The organism is Pseudomonas sp. B15(2017) (assembly GCF_002113215.1).
Lineage (GTDB): Bacteria > Pseudomonadota > Gammaproteobacteria > Pseudomonadales > Pseudomonadaceae > Aquipseudomonas.
In genome coordinates this window covers 83,396-101,746 of sequence record NZ_NEJZ01000014.1, presented here as the reverse complement: position 1 = coordinate 101,746, position 18,351 = coordinate 83,396, and the positions used below count along the sequence as shown (strand labels likewise).

Genomic DNA, 18,351 nt, shown 5'->3' with positions numbered 1-18,351 from the left:
ACCGAAATCCGGGACAAGGAAAAAAAGGGCCGCCGACAGGGTTGTCGGCGGCCCTTTTCAAGGCGCGTTCAGATCACACGGACTCAGCGATCGAGGAATGCCAGCAGGTCTTCATTCAATTGCTGCGCATGGGTGACCGCAAAACCGTGCGGCGCGCCTGCGTAGACTTTCAGCTCGGCGCCCTTGATCTGCTCAGCCGCGCGTTTGCCGGTGGTTTCAAACGGGACGATCTGATCGCCATCGCCATGAATCACCAACGTCGGTACATCGATTTTCGCCATGTCCGGGCGGAAGTCGGTTTCCGAGAATGCAGTGACGCAGTCCAGGGTGCCTTTGAGCGAGGCCAGCAGCGCCATGTTCAGGGTTTGCGTCAGCACGCCATCGGAGACTTTCTGGCCTTGGTTGGTGCCGTAGAACGGGGCGTTGAAGTCAGCGATGAACTGCGCGCGATCCTTCAGCAGCCCGGCCTTGATCCCGTCGAACACCGACTTGTCGACGCCTTCGGCGAAGTCCGGTTTCTTGCCGAACAGCGGGGTCACTGCGCCCAGCAACACCAGCCCCGCGACACGCTCGCTGCCGTGGCGCGCAATGTAGCGGCTGACATCGCCGCCGCCCATGGAGAAACCGACGAGGGTCACGTCACGTAGATCCAGGTGCTCGATCAGTTGCGCGATGTCATCGGCGAAGGTGTCGTAGTCGTAACCGGTCCATGGCTGCTCGGAGCGCCCGAAACCACGACGGTCGAAGGCGATGGTGCGGTAGCCGCGGCCGCTCAGGTACTCCATCTGGTATTCCCACATGTCGGCGTCCAGCGGCCAGCCATGGCTGAACAGCACGGGCTTGCCGCTGCCCCAGTCCTTGAAATAGATCTCGGTGCCGTCTCGGGTCGTGAAGGTGCTCATGAAAACTCCTTGGGTTGGGCTGCGTGGATGCCGTGATGGCAGCGTTCACTATCGCGACAAAGGGCATTGGCCACTTGTACGCAGGTGCTAAGTTTCGTGGCGCACGCGTTAACGGTTTGGCGGCATGAGTTGTAAGATGCAACCGCATCGAACCTGCCGTTTTACCGGAGAAACCCGAAATGAAGCGCAAAAGCCTTGCGGGCAATGCCTGCCCGATCGCCCGGACACTCGACCTGATCGGTGACTGGTGGTCGTTGCTGATCATCCGCGATGCACTGGAAGGCATCAGTCGCTTCAGCGATTTCGAGAAGAGCCTGGAAATCGCCAAGAACATGTTGAGCACCCGGCTCAAAGGGCTGGTGGAGCGCGACATCCTGCGCCTGGTGCCGGCGTCCGATGGCAGCGCTTACAAGGAATACGTGCTGACTGAAAAGGGCCGGGCGTTGCAAACCGTGATTGTTGCGCTGTCGCAGTGGGGGGGTGAGTTCATGTTCGAGCCTGGCGAACCCGGGTCGGTGATGGTGGATGCGCAAAAGCGTCAACCGATCAGGAAGCTTGAGTTGCTGTCGGCCGATGGTCGGCGGCTGGCACCGGAAGATGTGGCGACAAAACTGGCGGTTGAGCATTGAGGTGATGTGAGTCGAATCCCCGAACCGATTCACCGATGCCGTTCGTCGGCAAGACGACTTCGGTGAAACCATAAATTGACGTCAGAATAGTGGCTCATTACTATCGCGCCACTATTTTGATATCAATTTCCGTCTCGAGGGATCGAACATGTACTCACCCGCCCTTGCGGCGAGGTTGTGCCTGGCTTTGCTGTGCCTTTCTCCGCTTGAAACTGCCTTCGCCGCACCCACTCCCGGCGATACCGACCTGATCCGGGACCGCCAGAACCGTCTGCTCGAAGAGCAGCAGCGGCGTCTGGAAGAGCTCAAGGATCTGCCCGGCAAGGAAGCCAAACCGGCGCAGCCGCAAGCCCCCGCCGACACGCGTTGCTTTCAGATCAACGATATCGAGCTCAAAGGCGCCGACAGCCTGTTGGACAGTGACAGAACCCGTCTGCTCCAGCCCTATATCGGCCAGTGCCTTGGGGTGCCTCAGCTCAATGAACTGCTGAAAGTCATCACTGACCATTACATCGAGAAGGGGCTGGTCACCAGCCGCGCCTATCTGCCGCAACAGGACTTGTCCAGCGGGCACCTGAAAGTGCTGGTGGTCGAAGGCAAACTCGAAGGCTTGAAAGGCGCCGATAACAGCAAGCTTTCGGAGCGTGAGTTGTCGATGGCGTTTCCCGGCAAGACCGGTGAGCTGGTCAACCTGCGCGAGATTGAGCAGATGGTCGATCAGCTCAATCGCCTGCCCTCCAACCAGGCCAAGATGGAGCTTTCGCCGGGCAAGAACGTCGGTGGCAGTGAAGTACTGGTCAACAACACCCCGCAAAAGCCCTGGCGTGCCGGCCTGTCGCGCAGCAACGATGGCCAGCGCAGCACCGGTGAGCAGCAGTGGGGTACCACCTTCGATTGGGACAGTCCGCTGGGCCTGGCCGATCAGTTGAGCCTGCGTGGCGGTCACGATGCGATGACCGACCATCAGCACACTTCCAACAACGCCATGCTCAACTACAACCTGCCGTGGGGCTGGTGGAACTTCAGCTACACCTACAGCCAGAGCGAATACCGCTCGCAGATCGCCGCCAACGGCTTCAATTTCAAGCAGACCGGCGACAGTGAAAACCACCAGTTGCGCGCCGAGCGGGTGATCCACCGCGATTCCGTGAGCAAGACCTCCCTCAGCGCCGGTCTTTCGTACCTGCGCAGCAACAACTTCATCGAAGACAGCAAGCTCAAGCTGAGCAGCAACCGTATCAGCGAAGCACAGTTCGGCTTCAACCACGGACGGCGGATCGGCAGCGCCTTCGTCAACTTCGACGCCGGCATGCAGGAAGGCATCGGGGCGTTCGACGCACAGGGCAGCCATGATCCGGGCCCCGGCGAGCCCGACGCGCGCTATCGCAAGTACACCGCGACCCTGAGCTATCTGCAGCCATTCAAAGTGTTGGGCGAGTCCTTCACCTTCAGCAGCCTGATGACCGGTCAGCGCAGTGAAGACGTGTTGTTCAGCCCGCAACGCACCAGCCTCGGCGGGTTGTCGTCGATCCGTGGCTACAAGGACCAGTCGCTGTCCGGCGACAGCGGCGGTTACTGGCGCAACGACCTGCGCTGGTCGCGCCCGGTGAGCGCCGAATGGCTGCGCCCGGTGTTCGCCGAATACGGCACCAGCCTCGGCTACGACCAGGGCGTGATCCGTGGCGACCGCTACAACGGCGACCAGCACGGGCGGATGTCGAGCAACTCGCTCGAGCTGTTCGCCCGGGGCGAGCATGTGGCGGCAAGCGTGACCTTCGCTCATTCCCTGGAGCGGCCGGACGCACTGACCGAGCGCGAGGCACCGATCTACTTCCGTCTGGATTTTTTCATCTAATTACATTTACCCGAGACCACCGACATGGACGTTCGTCAGTACGCCTTTATTGCTCGACAGTCATCTGCAGATGTAGAAAAACACGAGCACTTCTGGGGCATGCCCAAGCGCGGACTGGCGTTCCTGCTGGCCAACGTCATGTTCTGGCAACCGATGTGGGCGCAGGCGGACGGCATCGTGGTGGCCAATCCCGGCACAAGCCTGGGTCAGGCGGGCAACGGCGTGCCTATCGTCAACATTGCCACACCCAACGCTGCAGGCCTGTCGCACAACCAATTCAATGACTACAACGTCGGTGCGCAGGGCGTCATCCTCAACAACGTGGCGGCGCAGACCGGGCAGACACAACTGGGCGGGATCATCGTCGGCAACCCCAACCTGACCAATCGGGTGGCGGCCCAGGCGATTCTCAACGAGGTAATCAGTGGCAATCCCAGTCAGTTGCGCGGCTACACCGAAGTCGCGGGGCAGTCGGCGCGGGTGATCGTCGCCAACCCTTACGGCATCACCTGTAACGGTTGCGGGTTCATCAACTCACCGCGGGTGACCCTGACCACCGGCAAGCCGGTGATCGATGGTATGGGGCGGCTGGACCGCTTTCAGGTCGATCAGGGCAGCGTCGCCATCGAAGGTGCGGGGCTCAATGCCAGTAACGTCGACCGCTTCGAGATCATCACCCGCAGCGCAAAAATCAACGCTGAAATCCAGGCACAGAACCTGACCATCGTGGCCGGTCGCAACGACGTCAACGCGCAAACCCTCGATGCTACGGCGCGAGCCGACGATGGCAGTTCCAGGCCGCAACTGGCGATCGACTCGTCCGCGCTCGGCGGGATGTACGCCGGGGCGATCAAACTGGTGGGTACCGAGGCCGGTGTCGGGGTGAAGCTGGCGGGCAACCTGGCGGCCAGTGGCGGTGATATCCAGATCGATGCCAACGGGCAACTGACCCTGGCGCAGGTTTCTGCGGCCAATGCCGTCAACATCAAGGCGTCCAGCTTAGATGCGCAAGGCCCGGTCTACGCCGGTACCAGCGCCAATGTGCAAACCCAGGGCAGTCTGACCAATCAGCAGACCATCGCGGCCCGCGACAGCATCAACCTCAGCGCCGGCGGGCTACTGACCAACAACGGCATCGTCGAAGCCGGGGTCAATGCGGATAACACCCGCAACAACGGAGGTGATGTCAACCTCAGCGCCGGCAGCCTCGGCAACGTCAACAAAAGTGTACTCGCCAGCCGCAATCTCACCGTCAACGTGGGGCAAACCCTGAACAACCAGGGCGGCACTTTGAGCTCGCAGAACACTCGGGTGTCGGCTTCGACACTGGACAACCAGAACAAGGGTCGGGTACTGAGCACCGGCGCCCTCAGCCTCAACGTCGGCCAGGCGCTCAATGGCGGCGGCCTGATCAACAGCACCGGATCACTCGACGCAACCATCGGCCAGTTCAATAACCGTGGCGGCGAACTGTCGAGCCTGCAGGATGCGACGCTGCGCATGGGGAGCCTGGACAACGTGGCAGGTCTGGTAAATGCCGGCAGGGCGCTGAGCATCACTGCCACAGGCGCGATCAACAACCAGAACGGCAGACTGACGTCGCTCGACAGCCTCTCGCTCAAGGCCGGACACGTCGATAACAGCAACAAGGGTCGGATCGCCAGCAACAAGGCTTTGGCGATGAATGCCGCCAGCCTTGATCAACATGACGGCGGTCAACTCACCAGCGATACGTCACTGACGCTGGATCTGAACAACGGCGACTTGAATAACCAGAACGGCCTGATCAACGCACCGCTGCTGGTACTGAAAAACCTGCGACAGGTTGATAACCGTAACGGCGAAATTTCCAGCGCCCAGGCCTTCACACTGGCGGCTGCAAGCCTGGACAACAGCAACGGGAAACTGCTCGGCAATCAAGCCCTGACACTGCATGTGCAACAGGCGTTGACCAATATCAAGGGGCTCATCGCTGCTGCCGGCATCGATGCTCAAACCGGCAGCCTGAACAATAACGGCGGCACATTCACCAGCCGCGCGGATCTGAATCTGCGGGCTGACGGCCGGCTCGACAATCAGGACAGGGGCCTGATCAACGCCTCCCGCAATCTCGACATCACTGCCGCGAGCGTGAACAACCAGAATGGCGGTTCGCTGCTGGGCAGTGCCATCGCCATTGATTTCAGCGGTGCGATGGGCGATCTCGACAACAGCAAGGGACTGATTACCACCAAGGGACAGTTGAGCATCAGCCACCTGCGGGATCTGAACAACCAGGGTGGCGAGCTTTCCAGCGACCTCAGCTACACGCTTACCGCACGTAACATGGACAACAGCGACGGCAAATTTTTCAGCCGTCAGCGGCTGGATTTGAACGCAGAGAGTACACGCAATCTCAATGGCCTGATTTCTGGCTGGCAGGGCCTGAGCCTGCTCGGCGGCAGCCTGGACAACCGTAACCACGGCACCCTGTCCAGCCGTGACGGCGACCTGCTGGTGGATCTCACAGGCGATATCCGTAACAGCAACACCGGCGCGCTGGTCAGTAAAGGCACCTTGAAAGTCAATGCAGGCAGTCTAGACAACTCGGACAGCGGCGTTCTCTCCAGTGAGAGCGCGCAAACCCTGACCCTCACCGGCACTTTGAACAACGCACAGGGTGGTCTGATCGACAGTGGTGCCGATCTGGGCATTACAGCCAAACGCCTCGACAACACCAAGGCGACCATCAACGCCAAGCAGGACATCCGTTTCATCGGCACTGACCTGGATAATACCGAAGGCGTTCTGGCCAGTGATGCGGCTGTCAATCTCGACCTGCTTGGCACGCTGATCAATACCAGAGGTCAGGTGGTTGCAGCCGGCCCGCTGGCGATCACCCGTGCCGCGCAGATCAATAACCAGGGCGGCAAACTGGTGAGCCAGAAACTGCTCAGTCTGTCGACCGGCGGTCTCGACAACCGTAATGGCGGAACCGTAGCTGCAAACGATAACCTCACGCTCACTGCCAGTGGTGCTGTGCAAAACAGTGGCGGCCTGATCTACAGTGATGCGGCCGATCTGCAACTGAACGCCGCCAGCCTCGACAACGCCGGGGGATCGCTGCAAAGCGAAGGCGCACTTACCGTCAAGGTCGGTGGTGCGATCGATAACCAGAAGGGTCGACTCGTTGCCAAGTCCGGCAACCTCGACGTCAATGCCGCCAGCCTCGACAGCCGCGGCGGTGTGCTTTCCAGCCTCAAAAGCGCTTTCACTGCACAGATCGGCGGCTTGTTGCGCAATGGGCAGGGAGGGGTGATCCAGGCTCAGCATGTCACACTCAAGGCCCTGGCCGGTCTCGACAACGAGAGCGGACGGATCGCTGCGCAAAGCGGTGACACGACCCTTGATCTGGGCAACACCGGCAATTTCATCAACCGCAACGGCGTGCTGGTCGCCAGGCAGCGCGTCAGCGTCACCGGCAGGGATTTCGATAATAGTGGCGACACGGGTGGCCAGATCGCCGGCCAACAAATCGATCTCAGCCTGCGCGGCGCCCTGAACAACCGCAAAGGCATCATCGAAAGCGCCAGCACCCTGAGCGTCGGCGCCGCCAGCGTCGATAACCAGACCGGTCAGTTGCGCGCACTGGGCAACACCGGCAAAGCCGCGTTCACCGTCGGCGGACTGTTCGATAACCGCAACGGCGCCGTTGAAAGCGCCAACAGTGACTTCAGCCTTGGGGCGGGTGGATTGTTGAACGCGGGCGGTAACGTGCTGCACGTCGGGAGCGGGATTTTCGACATTGCCACCGCTCAACTCGGTAGCGCCGGCGGCAGCTTCGTCACGCGTGGAGCCCTGACGCTGGCGGCGGATAGCTGGACCAACGCCAGCGTGATCCAGGCCGACCGCCTGACCGTCAACATCAACAACCTCAACCAGACCGCAAGTGGTCAATTGCTGGCGGCCAGCAAGCTGACAGGTAGCGGAGGTTACTGGAACAACGACGGGTTGATCGCCAGTGACGGATCGCTGGATCTGACCTTGTGGGGCAACTATTCCGGCAACGGTCGCACCAGCAGCCTTGGCGACCTGACGCTCAAGAGCAGTCAACTGACCCTCGGTACCGGGACCAGCATTGGCGGTGGCGGCAACACCACGGTCAATATTAACGGCCTGTTGAGCAATCAGGGGCGGCTGACATCCAGCGGCGATCTGACCCTCACTGCCGCCACCGTCAACAACTACGGCACCCTCGGCGCCGGCAAAGACCTGACCCTGACCACTGGCGCACTCCTGAACGACAGAGGCCTGATCACCAGTGGCGGTGACATGCGTCTGCTGTTGTCCAGTTTCACCAATGCCTACGGCAACGTGTACGGTCTGAGCAATGTGCACATCGGCCGGGATCGCGACAGCGGCAAGGCAGACTTGTTGGACAACCGTTCTGGTGAGATCTACAGCGCGCAGGACCTGACCATCAATGCCCTGACCGTGAACAACGTAAGGGACATTCTCGAGTACACGGCACATGAAAAGAGCTCGGTAGTCATCACGCAAATCGACTGCAACCTGATCCCGATTGCCGGGTGTGATTTTCGCAGTGGCGGCCGACGCAACGGGCACTGGGAAATCGCCGAAACCGATCGACTGAAAGTCGACAACAGCAGTGCTGCCGCGAGCCTGACCAGCGGCGGCAATATGTCGATCAACGCCCAGGCGCTGAATAACACCAGCAGCACCATCGCGGCCACCGGCAATATCAATGTGACTGCCGGCACCATCACCAACAAAGGCCTGCAAGAGCAGGAGATCATCACCAAGCGAACTTACTGGAACTACGTTGACCAGATCTTCGCCGCCGAGCCCGCCGCCAAAGCCTTCAACGACAAGAACGGCGGCACGCCTTCGGCCACCGTCGAAGCGGATTTGAGCCATTTCATCAGCCTTCTGGGCGGTGGCAAGCTGACCGAAAGCGTTTCCACCGTCACGGGTTCGGGCAGCTCCTACGACGCGGTGATACAGGCCGGCGGCAACATCCGGCTGGATGCGGCTCAGACCATCGACAACAGCGTGGTTCGGCCTTATTACAGCTACGTCGCGGCGGGCAAGACCAATACCGATACCGGCGTTGGCAACGGCTACTCCACCGTGGTCAAGATCAATCCGCAACTGCCCCCGGACCTGGCCCAGCAACAGGTCAGCCCGATCGACTTGCCGGGCTTCAGCCTGCCGACAGGTCAGAACGGACTTTTCCGTCTGAGCCAGGAGGGTGGCAGCGCGCCGGCCACTACCGGCCCGCAAAGCTGGACGCTCACCGGAGGCAAAGTCACCGGCGGCGTGTCGACCACACCGGTGACCGTCAACCGCGTACAGGGTCTGCCAAGCAACGCCGGCAAGTCCCAGCCGCACAAATACTTGATCGAAACCAACCCGGTGCTCACTGACCTCAAGCAGTTCATGAGTTCGGATTACCTGCTCCAGGGCCTGGGCTACGACGCCGATCAGAGCGCCAAGCGCCTGGGTGATGGCCTGTTCGAACAGAAACTGGTCCAGCAGGCTGTCGTCGCCCGGACGGGGCAGCGCTTCATCGACGGTCAGACCTCCGACGAAGGGGTCTTCAAGTACCTGATGGACAACGCCATCGCCAGCAAGAACAGCTTGAACCTGAGTGTGGGCGTCAGTCTCAGTGCGCAGCAGGTCGCGGCACTGACGCACGACATCGTCTGGCTCGAAGAGCGTGAGGTGAACGGCGAAAAAGTCCTGGTGCCGGTGCTGTACCTGGCCAACGCCAATAATCGCCTTGCGGCCACGGGCTCGTTGATCCAGGGCAAGGACGTCACGCTGATTGCCGGTGAAAACCTTGAAAACTCCGGCACGTTGCGCGCCAGCCAAAACCTCGATGCCACGGCTAAAAAGGATCTGGTGAGCAGCGGTCTGGTCGAAGCCGGCAACCTCTTGAAGCTGACGGCGACCGACAACCTGACGAACAAGGCCGGGGGGATCATTTCCGGTCGAGATGTCACGCTCACCGCCGAACGCGGCGACGTGATCAACGAACGCACCGTGACCACCCACCGCAGCAGTGATGGCCGTCTCAGCGAAGAAACCGACTTCGTCGACAACGCCTCGCGCATCGAAGCGGCGAACGCACTGGTTATCGGCGCCGGTCGGGACATCAACAACACCGGCAGTGTGCTCAAGAGTGGCGGCGATACCACGCTGACGGCCGGGCGTGATGTACACATCGACTCGACCGAACAGACGACAGACCGCAGCAATACCAACTATCAGTATTCGACGGTCAAGCAGCATGGCTCGGACGTCAACGTCGGCGGCACGCTCAAGGTTACGGCCCAGCGTGACGTCAGCGTTGTGGCCAGTAATGTCGAGGCCAAAGGCAATGTCGATATCAATGCCAAAGGCGACCTGACGATCAGCTCGGCGGCTGACGAATCTCATGCCAGCGGCTGGAACAAGAAGTTCCGTGCGGAGGAGGATCATGTACGTCAGCAGTCGAGCACCATCAAGGCGGGTGGGGATTTGGCCCTGAGAGCCGGCAACGACCTGACGCTCATCGCAAGCCAGGCAACGACGCAGGGTGAAGCCTTTGTCTTCGCCGGGGACAATTTGAACCTCGAGAGCGCCGCCGATACCGATTACTCCTATTACACCAAAACCAAGAAAGGTTCGTTCGGCAAGAAGAGCTCGACCATGACCGAGAGTGGCAGCGAAGAGGCGGTCGGGTCGGTCATTCAGGCTCAGGGCAAGACCATGCTGGTGGCAGCGAACGACATCAATATCGAGGGCTCGAAAGTCAATAGCGACAAGGGCGGCCTCCACTTGATGGCAGGCAATGACGTGAACGTCACGGCCGCGCAAAACAGCGCGTTCAATGCCTCGGCATCCTCCAAGTCCAGTGGTCTGGGGTTGTCGAGCACCAGCAAGGCGAGCAGTGATTCTTCGAGCAGCACCTGGCTATCCGGGTCGACCCTGGGCGGTGAGACTGTGCTGGTGCAGGCGGGACATGATCTGCTGGTCTCCGCCAGTAATGTGGTGTCGACGCGGCAGACGGATCTGCAGGCCCGCAATGACATTCGTATCGAAAGCGGTGTCGAGACCTTCAGTGCCGAGCATAGTCAGTCGACCAAAAAGTCGGGGTTGATGAGTTCCGGGGGGATTGGCGTGACCCTGGGCTCCTCCAGGCTCGCCTCCACTCAGTCCACTCATACCGAGACCCAGAAGGGCAGTACGGTGGGCAGTGTGCTGGGTAACGTGAACATCACCGCGGGGAAAAACCTCACCATTAAAGCGTCGGACGCTATTGCCGGTGGCGATATCAGCCTGGCCGCTCAAAACGTCAATATTCTTGCTGCGCAGAACGAAAGCACCACTCGACAGACTCAGGAAAGTAAAAAAAGCGGTCTGACGCTGGCGTTGTCGGGTGTTGTCGGAGAGGCCGTGAATACTGCCTATCAGACTGCGCAGGCAGCCAGGCATGAAGATGACACGCGTCTGGCAGCACTTCAGGGCGTCAAGGCAGGGCTTTCAGGCTATCAGGCTTACCAGGCTGCGCAGGCATTGAGCTCGGGCGCCGAGGCTGGCAGTTTCGCAGGCATCAGTTTGTCTCTGGGCACGCAGAAATCCACCTCGACTCAAGTCCAGGAACAAAGTGTCAGTCCGGGCAGTACGCTGACCGCCGGCAAAAACCTGTACATCGTTGCGACGGGCAGTGGCAAGGCCGGTTTCGCTGACGGTGACATCAACATCCAGGGCAGCAAACTGCAAGCCACCAACGACATGGTGGTGGTTGCCAATCGTGACGTTAATCTTCTGGCTGCGGCCAACACGCAGAAGGTTGAAGGATCGAATTCCAGTAGCGGCGGCGCTGTCGGTATCAGTCTTGGGGTTGGCTCCAGCGGTGCCGGGCTGAGTATCTTTGCCAATGGCAACAAAGGCGTAGGCAAGGAATCCGGCAACGGCACGACATGGACCGAAACCACGCTGGATGCGGGCAACAAACTGAAGATCGGCAGTGGGCGCGACACCAATCTGATCGGCGCTCAGGCCAATGCCCAGCAGGTGGTGGCGAATGTCGGCCGCAACCTGACGCTGACCAGCCTGCAGGACACTGACCGCTACGACTCCAAACAGACCAATGTCAGTGGGGGCGCCAGCTTTACCTTCGGTTCGATGACGGGCAGTGGATCGCTCAGCGTCAGCAAGGACAAGATCAAATCCAACTTTGACAGTGTGCAGGAACAGACAGGGATTTATGCCGGCAAGGGCGGTTTCCAGCTGGAGGTCGGCGGACATACTCAGCTCAACGGCAGTGTCATCGCCAGCACCGCGACCGCTGACAAAAACATCCTGAGTACCGGAACGCTAGGCTGGGCGGACATCGACAACAAGGCTGACTTCTCCAGTCAGCACCAAAGCGTCAGTGCCAGCAGCAGCGGTGGTGCGGGTGCCCAGCTTCTCGGGAACATGGGCAGCATGCTGCTTGTCGGCAGCAACAACAGCGGTCACGCCAGCAGCACCACGAACTCGGCGATTTCCGGTGCAACGCTGCTCATCCGTGACAAGAACAATCAGCAGCAGGACGTGTCGACGCTCAGTCGCGATGTGGAGAATGCCAACAACGCGCTGAGTCCGATCTTCAACAAGGAGAAAGAACAGCAACGACTTCGTCAGGCGCAACTGATCGGTGAGATCGGCAGCCAGACGATGGACATCGTTCGAACCCAGGGCATGATTGCAGCCAGCAAGGCTGCCGAGGCAGAGCTGACACCGGAGCAACGCAAGATGCCGGGCGCCAGTCCGGATGCTTCCTATGAAGATCGCCAGGCTTACATTGCCGTGCTTCAAGCGACCAACGCCTACAAGAACACTATGTCCAGCTATGGCACCGGTGGCAGTTTCCAGCAGGCTGCACAGGCGGTGACCGCAGCGATCCAGGGTCTGGCAGGTGGCAACATTGCGCAGGCGCTGGTGGGGGCTTCCGCTCCCTACCTGGCTGAAACCATCAAGAAGATGACTGCGGGCAATGAAGAGGCCAGGGTCATGGCCCACGCCGTTCTCGGCGCATTGACTGCGGCCGTTCAAGGCAGCAATGCCGCGGCAGGTGCCACCGGTGCGGCCGTCTCGGCGGTGAGTACCGATCTGATCATGCAGGCGTTGTATGGCACGACGGATGTGAGGTCGTTGACCGAAAGTCAGAAGCAGAGCGTATCGGCGTTGGCCACCCTGGCCAGCGGCATTTCCGGTGGCATCATCGGGGGTGATACCGCATCTGCTGTCGCAGCTGCGCAGGCCGGGAAAAACGCGGCCGAAAACAATGACATGTTCCTGATACCATCGGGAGCTGCAGCAATGTCCCTTGCCGAGTGGGCCGTCGGACAGGGTTACTCGAATGAGCAAATCGCCAAAGTACTGAAGGACGAGCGAGAAGGCGTCGGCTTTGAGGGGCCGACTGCAAAAGGGATGATCCAGGGCTACCTGATCTTTACGGCCGGTCCGCTGGTCGGAACCGAGCTGACTGCAGGTCTCGTCGCCATGGCGGCGGGGGCAGCCATATCGGGCGGGGCGAATGTCAGCTATCAACTGACCAAAGGAGAGAAATTCAGCTATTCCGATGCATTCATTGCGACGCTGGTCGGTGCCTTGACTCAAGGCAAGGGCTTTGTCGCTACCCAGAGTGTGGGGCTTAGCGGCGCCTATGCCGGCAGTTTGATCAAGGGTGAAGATCCAATCCTGCCGATGATCGGCTCGTTTGCCGGGACGACCATCGGGTTCAAGGGGGGGCCTGTTATCAGCAATACACTCAAGCCTTACCTCGGCGACACGGCGGCGACGACCGTGGGCAATTCGGCGGTGTCTTATGGTTCTGAGGCTATCGGAGATTATATTCAAGATCTGGGTGGCAAAAAGTGAAGACTGACAAAATCAGTATCCGCCAGATTGTCGGTTTATTGATCCGAACCTATATGCTCTTTGTTTTGGTAGGCGCCTGTGTCGTGGCGATAGCCACAGTTGCTTATTACTTTAAACATGGTGAGTGGGCGTTTAGCCTGAAGGGGGTCATCAGAACATTGATAGGGGCCGGAATTTACTCATCTTTCGCTGTCGTGTCCTTGTTCTTACAAGCATTCCTTGCCAGGCGCAAAATCAGACACGAAAAGCAAAAAGACTGAGCCCTGGAAGAATGCCTCCCCCTAAAAAAACGCCCCGAACCTGTCGGGGCGTTTTTTATTGTGGATACCCCCTGCGGCGTATCACCGAAACGCCGGCACCACTTGCTTGATAAACAGCTCCAGCGACTTCTTCTTCTCCGCATGCGGCAAGCTGTTATCACACCAGAAGCTGAACTCATCCACCCCCAGTTCCTGGTAGTACTTGATTCGCGGAATGATCTCTTCCGGCGTGCCGATCATCGCCGTCTTGTGCAGGCTCTCCAGCTCAAACTCCGGCCGTCCGGCAAACTTCTCTTCCGGGCTCGGTGCGAGGAAGCCGTTCACCGGTACTTCCTTGTTGCCGAACCACGCATCGAACGTGCGATAGAAACGTGAGATGGCTTTTGCGCCGACCTTCCAGCCTTCCGGATCATCCGCCGAGTGCACGTGGGTATGACGCAGCACCATCAATTGCGGACGCGGCACGTCGGGGTTGTTGTCCAGCGCAGTCTGGAACTTGTTCTTCAGATCGAGGACTTCTTCGTCGCCCTTCATCAACGGCGTGACCATCACGTTGCAGCCGTTGGCCACGGCGAAGTTGTGCGAGTCCGGGTCGCGGGCGGCGATCCACATCGGCGGATTGGGCTTTTGGATCGGTTTCGGCACGCTGGTGGAGGTGGGGAATTTCCAGATCTCGCCGTTGTGGGCGTAGTCGCCTTGCCACAGGGCGCGGACCACCGGGACCATTTCCCGTAGGGCCTGGCCGCCGCTGGAGGCGGGCATGCCGCCGGCCATGCGATCGAATTCCACCTGATAGGCACCGCGCGCCAGGCCCACTTCCATCCGGCCGTTGCTGATCACATCGAGCAACGCGCATTCACCGGCAACCCGCAGCGGATGCCAGAACGGCGCGATGATGGTGCCGGCGCCCAGGTGAATGGTGGTGGTCTTGGCCGCGAGGTAGGCCAGCAGCGGCATCGGGCTCGGCGAGATGGTGTATTCCATCGCGTGGTGTTCGCCGATCCACACGGTGCTGAAACCGCCGGCCTCGGCCATCAACGTCAGTTCGGTCAGGTCTTCGAACAGTTGACGGTGGCTGACGCTTTCGTCCCAGCGTTCCATGTGTACGAACAGGGAAAATTTCATGACGCTACCTCGAATCTCTTGTGGTCGGCCGGTCGCTTGCCGGCCTGTTTAAGTGCAATCGTGCGGATCAGGCGAAGGCAGGCAGGGCGCCCATCTTGCCGTGGCAATACACCAGCGGGCCGGCGTCCTGCTGAGGGACGATGAGATTTTTCACCGCGCCGACCATGATCGCGTGGTCGCCGCCTTCGTATTCGCGCCACAGCTCACATTCGATGATAGCTGTCGCGTTGGCCAGGATCGGATTGCCCAGTTCGCTCAGCGTCCACTCGATGCCCTGCGCCTTGTCCTTGCCTTTGCGGGCGAACGCATAGGCTTCGCCTTGTTGACCGCCGGACAACACGTGAATGGCAAAGCGTTTGTTCTTGATCAGGACGGGATAGGAATCGGAACTGTAATTGGGGCAGAACAGCACCAGGGCGGGGTCCATCGACAGCGAACTGAAGGCGCTGGCGGTCAGGCCGACGATCTGGCCGTCGTCATCCAGCGTGGTGATGACGGTAACGCCGGACGGGAACGAGCCCATGACTTGTTTGTAGACGGCAGCATCGATCATTGGTCAATCCTCGAGTGCGGTGAAGCGTGTTTTTATTCGTTTGTGGGTCTGATGGTATACCGTAATACATCGATTGCAAGCGCTTTTTTGGTGAAACGATAAACGTGGTTCATCCGTCGGAAAGTCAGCATTTACAGGGCTTTGCTCTAGCCGTGAACGCTGGCTATCAGGGAGTATGCCGGATCAGATGCCGTCGCAAACAGCGGATCAGTCTTGTGAAAAGTTTGGAATACCATAATATGGTCTGCATCTGAGGGGCGGCCAAGAAGCACCCCCGGTTTGGCTTCATACAACGATAAGAACAGACCCAATCGAGTTCATTTTTATGTCCCAGATGTCCCGGCAAGATCCGTTGATCGAGAATCACACGGTCGACTACGTCCCACTCGCGGAACGCCACGGGAAGGCCCGCGACCTTTTCACCCTTTGGTTCAGCACCAACATTGCGCCACTGCCCATTGTCACCGGCGCCATGGTGGTCCAGGTGTTTCATCTCGACCTGTTCTGGGGGCTGCTGGCGATTGCGCTGGGGCACATGATCGGCGGCGTGGTGATCGCCCTGGCGTCGGCGCAAGGCCCGCGCATGGGCATTCCGCAGATGGTCCAGAGTCGGGGCCAGTTCGGGCGTTACGGTGCGCTGTTGATCGTGTTCTTCGCGGCGATCATCTATATCGGCTTCTTTATTTCCAACATTGTGCTGGCCGGCAAGTCCATCGTCGGCATTGCGCCGTCGGTACCGGCGCCGCTGAGCATCCTGATCGGCGCCCTCAGTGCCACCGCCATCGGCGTGATCGGCTACAACTTCATCCACACGCTCAACCGCATCGGCACCTGGGTGATGGGCAGTGCGCTGCTGGCCGGTTTCATCTACATCTTTGCCCATGAGTTACCGGCGGACTTCTTCACCCGAGGCAGCTTCAATCTGTCCGGTTGGCTGGCGACGGTGTCGCTGGGGATCATCTGGCAGATCAGTTTCTCGCCGTACGTCTCGGACTACTCTCGTTACCTGCCGGCGGACATCGGGATCGGCAAACCCTTTATCGCGACTTATCTGGGCGCCACCCTGGGCACGATTCTGTCGTTCACCTTCGGCGCAGTGGCGGTTTTGGCGACGCCGGAAGGCACCGAAGCGATGGCGGCGGTCAAGCAGTCCACCGGTTGGCTGGGGCCGATTCTGATGGTGCTGTTCCTGCTCAACATCATCAGCCACAACGCGCTGAATCTGTATGGCGCGGTGCTGTCGATCATCACCTCGATTCAGACCTTCGCCAGCCAGTGGACGCCAAGCATCAAGGTGCGGGTGATCTTGTCGAGCGTGGTGCTGGCGAGCTGCTGTGTGGTGGCGCTGGGGGCATCGGCGGATTTCATTTCCGAGTTCATCGGGCTGATTCTGGCGTTGCTGCTGGTGTTGGTGCCGTGGGCGTCGATCAATCTGATCGACTTCTACCTGATCAAGCGCGGCAGTTACGACATCGCCTCGATCTTCCGCGCCGACGGCGGCATTTATGGGCGCTTCAACCTACACGCGATCATTGCCTACTTCATCGGCATCATCGTGCAGCTGCCGTTCGCCAATACATCGTTGTATGTCGGGCCGTACGCCAATCTGGTGGAAGGCGCGGACCTGTCGTGGCTGGTCGGCCTGATCGTCACCTGCCCGCTGTATTACTGCCTGGCGACCCGTGGCCAGACGCAACAGAGCAGGGCGGCGCGGTTGGGTTTTACTGATTGATCTTCTGCAGTCTTCTCAAACAATGCCCGGCACTTTGTCGGGCATTGTTGTTTCCGCATCCCGGCGGTCACGCAAATTGGCCATTTCGATCCCCTTTTGGCCAATGGGCTACTGTGCTGCGTCTACGCTGTCAGGAAGAATCGAAGCCACAACAAAATGCTGCACCTTCCTTGCCCTTGGCTGATCTGACAGCCGCTGCCGTGTACAGAACATAAAAACCATCGACTCACGCTGCATTCGGGGAAACACAATATGGTCACGATGAAACGCATTCTGGGCGCCACTGTTTGCGGGCTGACGCTGCTGGCCGGCGCCGTGCAGGCCGAACAGCGCGAACTGCGGGTGTACAACTGGGCGGATTACATTCTGCCGTCGGTGCCCAAGGACTTCGCCGCCAAAAGCAACATCAAAGTGACCTGGGACACCTTCGACACCAACGAATCCCTCGAAGCCAAGCTGCTGACCGGCAACTCCGGCTACGACCTGGTGGTGCCGTCGAACCAGTTCCTCGAGACCCAGATCAAGGCCGGCGTGTTCCAGAAACTCGACAAGTCCAAGCTGCCGAACTGGAGTCACCAGGATCCGGCGTTGCTCAAGTTGCTCGACGCCAACGACCCCGGTAACCAGTACGGCGTGCCCTACATGGTCGGTACGGTGCTGATCGGTTTTAACCCGGCCAAGGTCAAGGCAGCGCTCGGCGAGAATGCACCGGTGGACAGTTGGGATCTGGTGTTCAAACCGGAGAACATGGAGAAGCTGAAATCCTGTGGCGTGGCGATGCTCGATTCCCCATCGGAAATTCTGCCGCTGGCCTTGCATTATCTGGGCCTCGATCCGAACAGCCAGAACCCGGCCGACTATGAGAAAGCCAAGGACCTGATGCTCAAGGTTCGCCCTTACGTCACTTACTTCAACTCGGCCAAGTACATGACCGACATCGCCAACGGCGACATCTGCGTGGCCATCGGTTATTCCGGCAGCTTCTACCAGTTCGGCAACCGCGCCAAAGAAGCGAAAAACGGCGTGGTGGTCGACTGGCGCTTGCCGAAGGAGGGCGCACCGATCTGGTTCGACACCTTCGCCATTCCGAAGAGCGCGAAGAACGTTGAAGAAGCCCACGAATTCCTCAACACCTTGCTCGATCCGAAGGTCATCGCCTCGATCAGTGATTTTCTTGGCTACCCGAACGCCAACAAGGATTCGCTGCCGCTGATCAACAAGGAAATCACTGGCAACCCCAACCTGACGCCGACCAGCGAAGCGCTGAAGAAACTGTACGTGGTGCAGCCGTTGCCTCAGAAGCTGGAGCGGGTGCGGACCCGGGTGTGGACCAGCATCAAATCCGATAAATAGGTTAAAAGCCGAGGGAGCGAATTCGCTCCC

Annotated in this window: 8 protein-coding genes; 5 read left to right on the top strand and 3 right to left on the bottom strand. The window is 59.7% G+C overall.

The features are described from left to right. Positions 1 to 83: 83 nt before the first annotated feature. Complete coding sequence (locus CAF73_RS20145; protein ID WP_085703600.1) at positions 84 to 902, bottom strand: alpha/beta fold hydrolase; 819 nt, start codon at positions 900 to 902, stop codon at positions 84 to 86. A 179-nt stretch (positions 903 to 1,081) separates the two neighbouring features. Here CAF73_RS20145 and CAF73_RS20140 point away from each other — a divergent pair, with 179 nt between their 5' ends. From CAF73_RS20140 to CAF73_RS20130, 3 genes are all read left to right on the top strand, one after another. Next, complete coding sequence (locus CAF73_RS20140; protein ID WP_085703599.1) at positions 1,082 to 1,531, top strand: helix-turn-helix domain-containing protein; 450 nt, start codon at positions 1,082 to 1,084, stop codon at positions 1,529 to 1,531. Positions 1,532 to 1,679: 148 nt separating this feature from the next. Continuing rightward, positions 1,680 to 3,386: a ShlB/FhaC/HecB family hemolysin secretion/activation protein gene (locus CAF73_RS20135; RefSeq protein ID WP_085703598.1), complete on the top strand. Its 1,707-nt coding sequence runs from the start codon at positions 1,680 to 1,682 to the stop codon at positions 3,384 to 3,386. A gap of 24 nt (positions 3,387 to 3,410) precedes the next feature. Beyond that, complete coding sequence (locus CAF73_RS20130) at positions 3,411 to 13,298, top strand: hemagglutinin repeat-containing protein (RefSeq protein ID WP_085703597.1); 9,888 nt, start codon at positions 3,411 to 3,413, stop codon at positions 13,296 to 13,298. Positions 13,299 to 13,639: 341 nt separating this feature from the next. On the opposite strand, the gene CAF73_RS20120 is transcribed toward CAF73_RS20130, so the two are convergent. Beyond that, on the bottom strand, positions 13,640 to 14,683 hold the full coding sequence (locus CAF73_RS20120; RefSeq protein ID WP_085703595.1) for an LLM class flavin-dependent oxidoreductase: 1,044 nt from the start codon (positions 14,681 to 14,683) through the stop codon (positions 13,640 to 13,642). A gap of 67 nt (positions 14,684 to 14,750) precedes the next feature. Beyond that, positions 14,751 to 15,236, bottom strand: coding sequence for a flavin reductase family protein (locus CAF73_RS20115; RefSeq protein ID WP_085703594.1), 486 nt, complete (start codon positions 15,234 to 15,236; stop codon positions 14,751 to 14,753). A gap of 325 nt (positions 15,237 to 15,561) precedes the next feature. Between CAF73_RS20115 and CAF73_RS20110 the strand changes: the two genes are divergently transcribed. Both CAF73_RS20110 and CAF73_RS20105 read left to right on the top strand, forming a co-directional pair. Further along, the gene (locus CAF73_RS20110) at positions 15,562 to 16,968 is read left to right on the top strand and encodes a cytosine permease (protein ID WP_085703593.1); all 1,407 of its coding nucleotides are present in this window, start codon (positions 15,562 to 15,564) and stop codon (positions 16,966 to 16,968) included. Between the two features lie 252 nt (positions 16,969 to 17,220). Next, the gene (locus tag CAF73_RS20105; RefSeq protein WP_085703592.1) at positions 17,221 to 18,321 is read left to right on the top strand and encodes a polyamine ABC transporter substrate-binding protein; all 1,101 of its coding nucleotides are present in this window, start codon (positions 17,221 to 17,223) and stop codon (positions 18,319 to 18,321) included. Positions 18,322 to 18,351 lie beyond the last annotated feature (30 nt).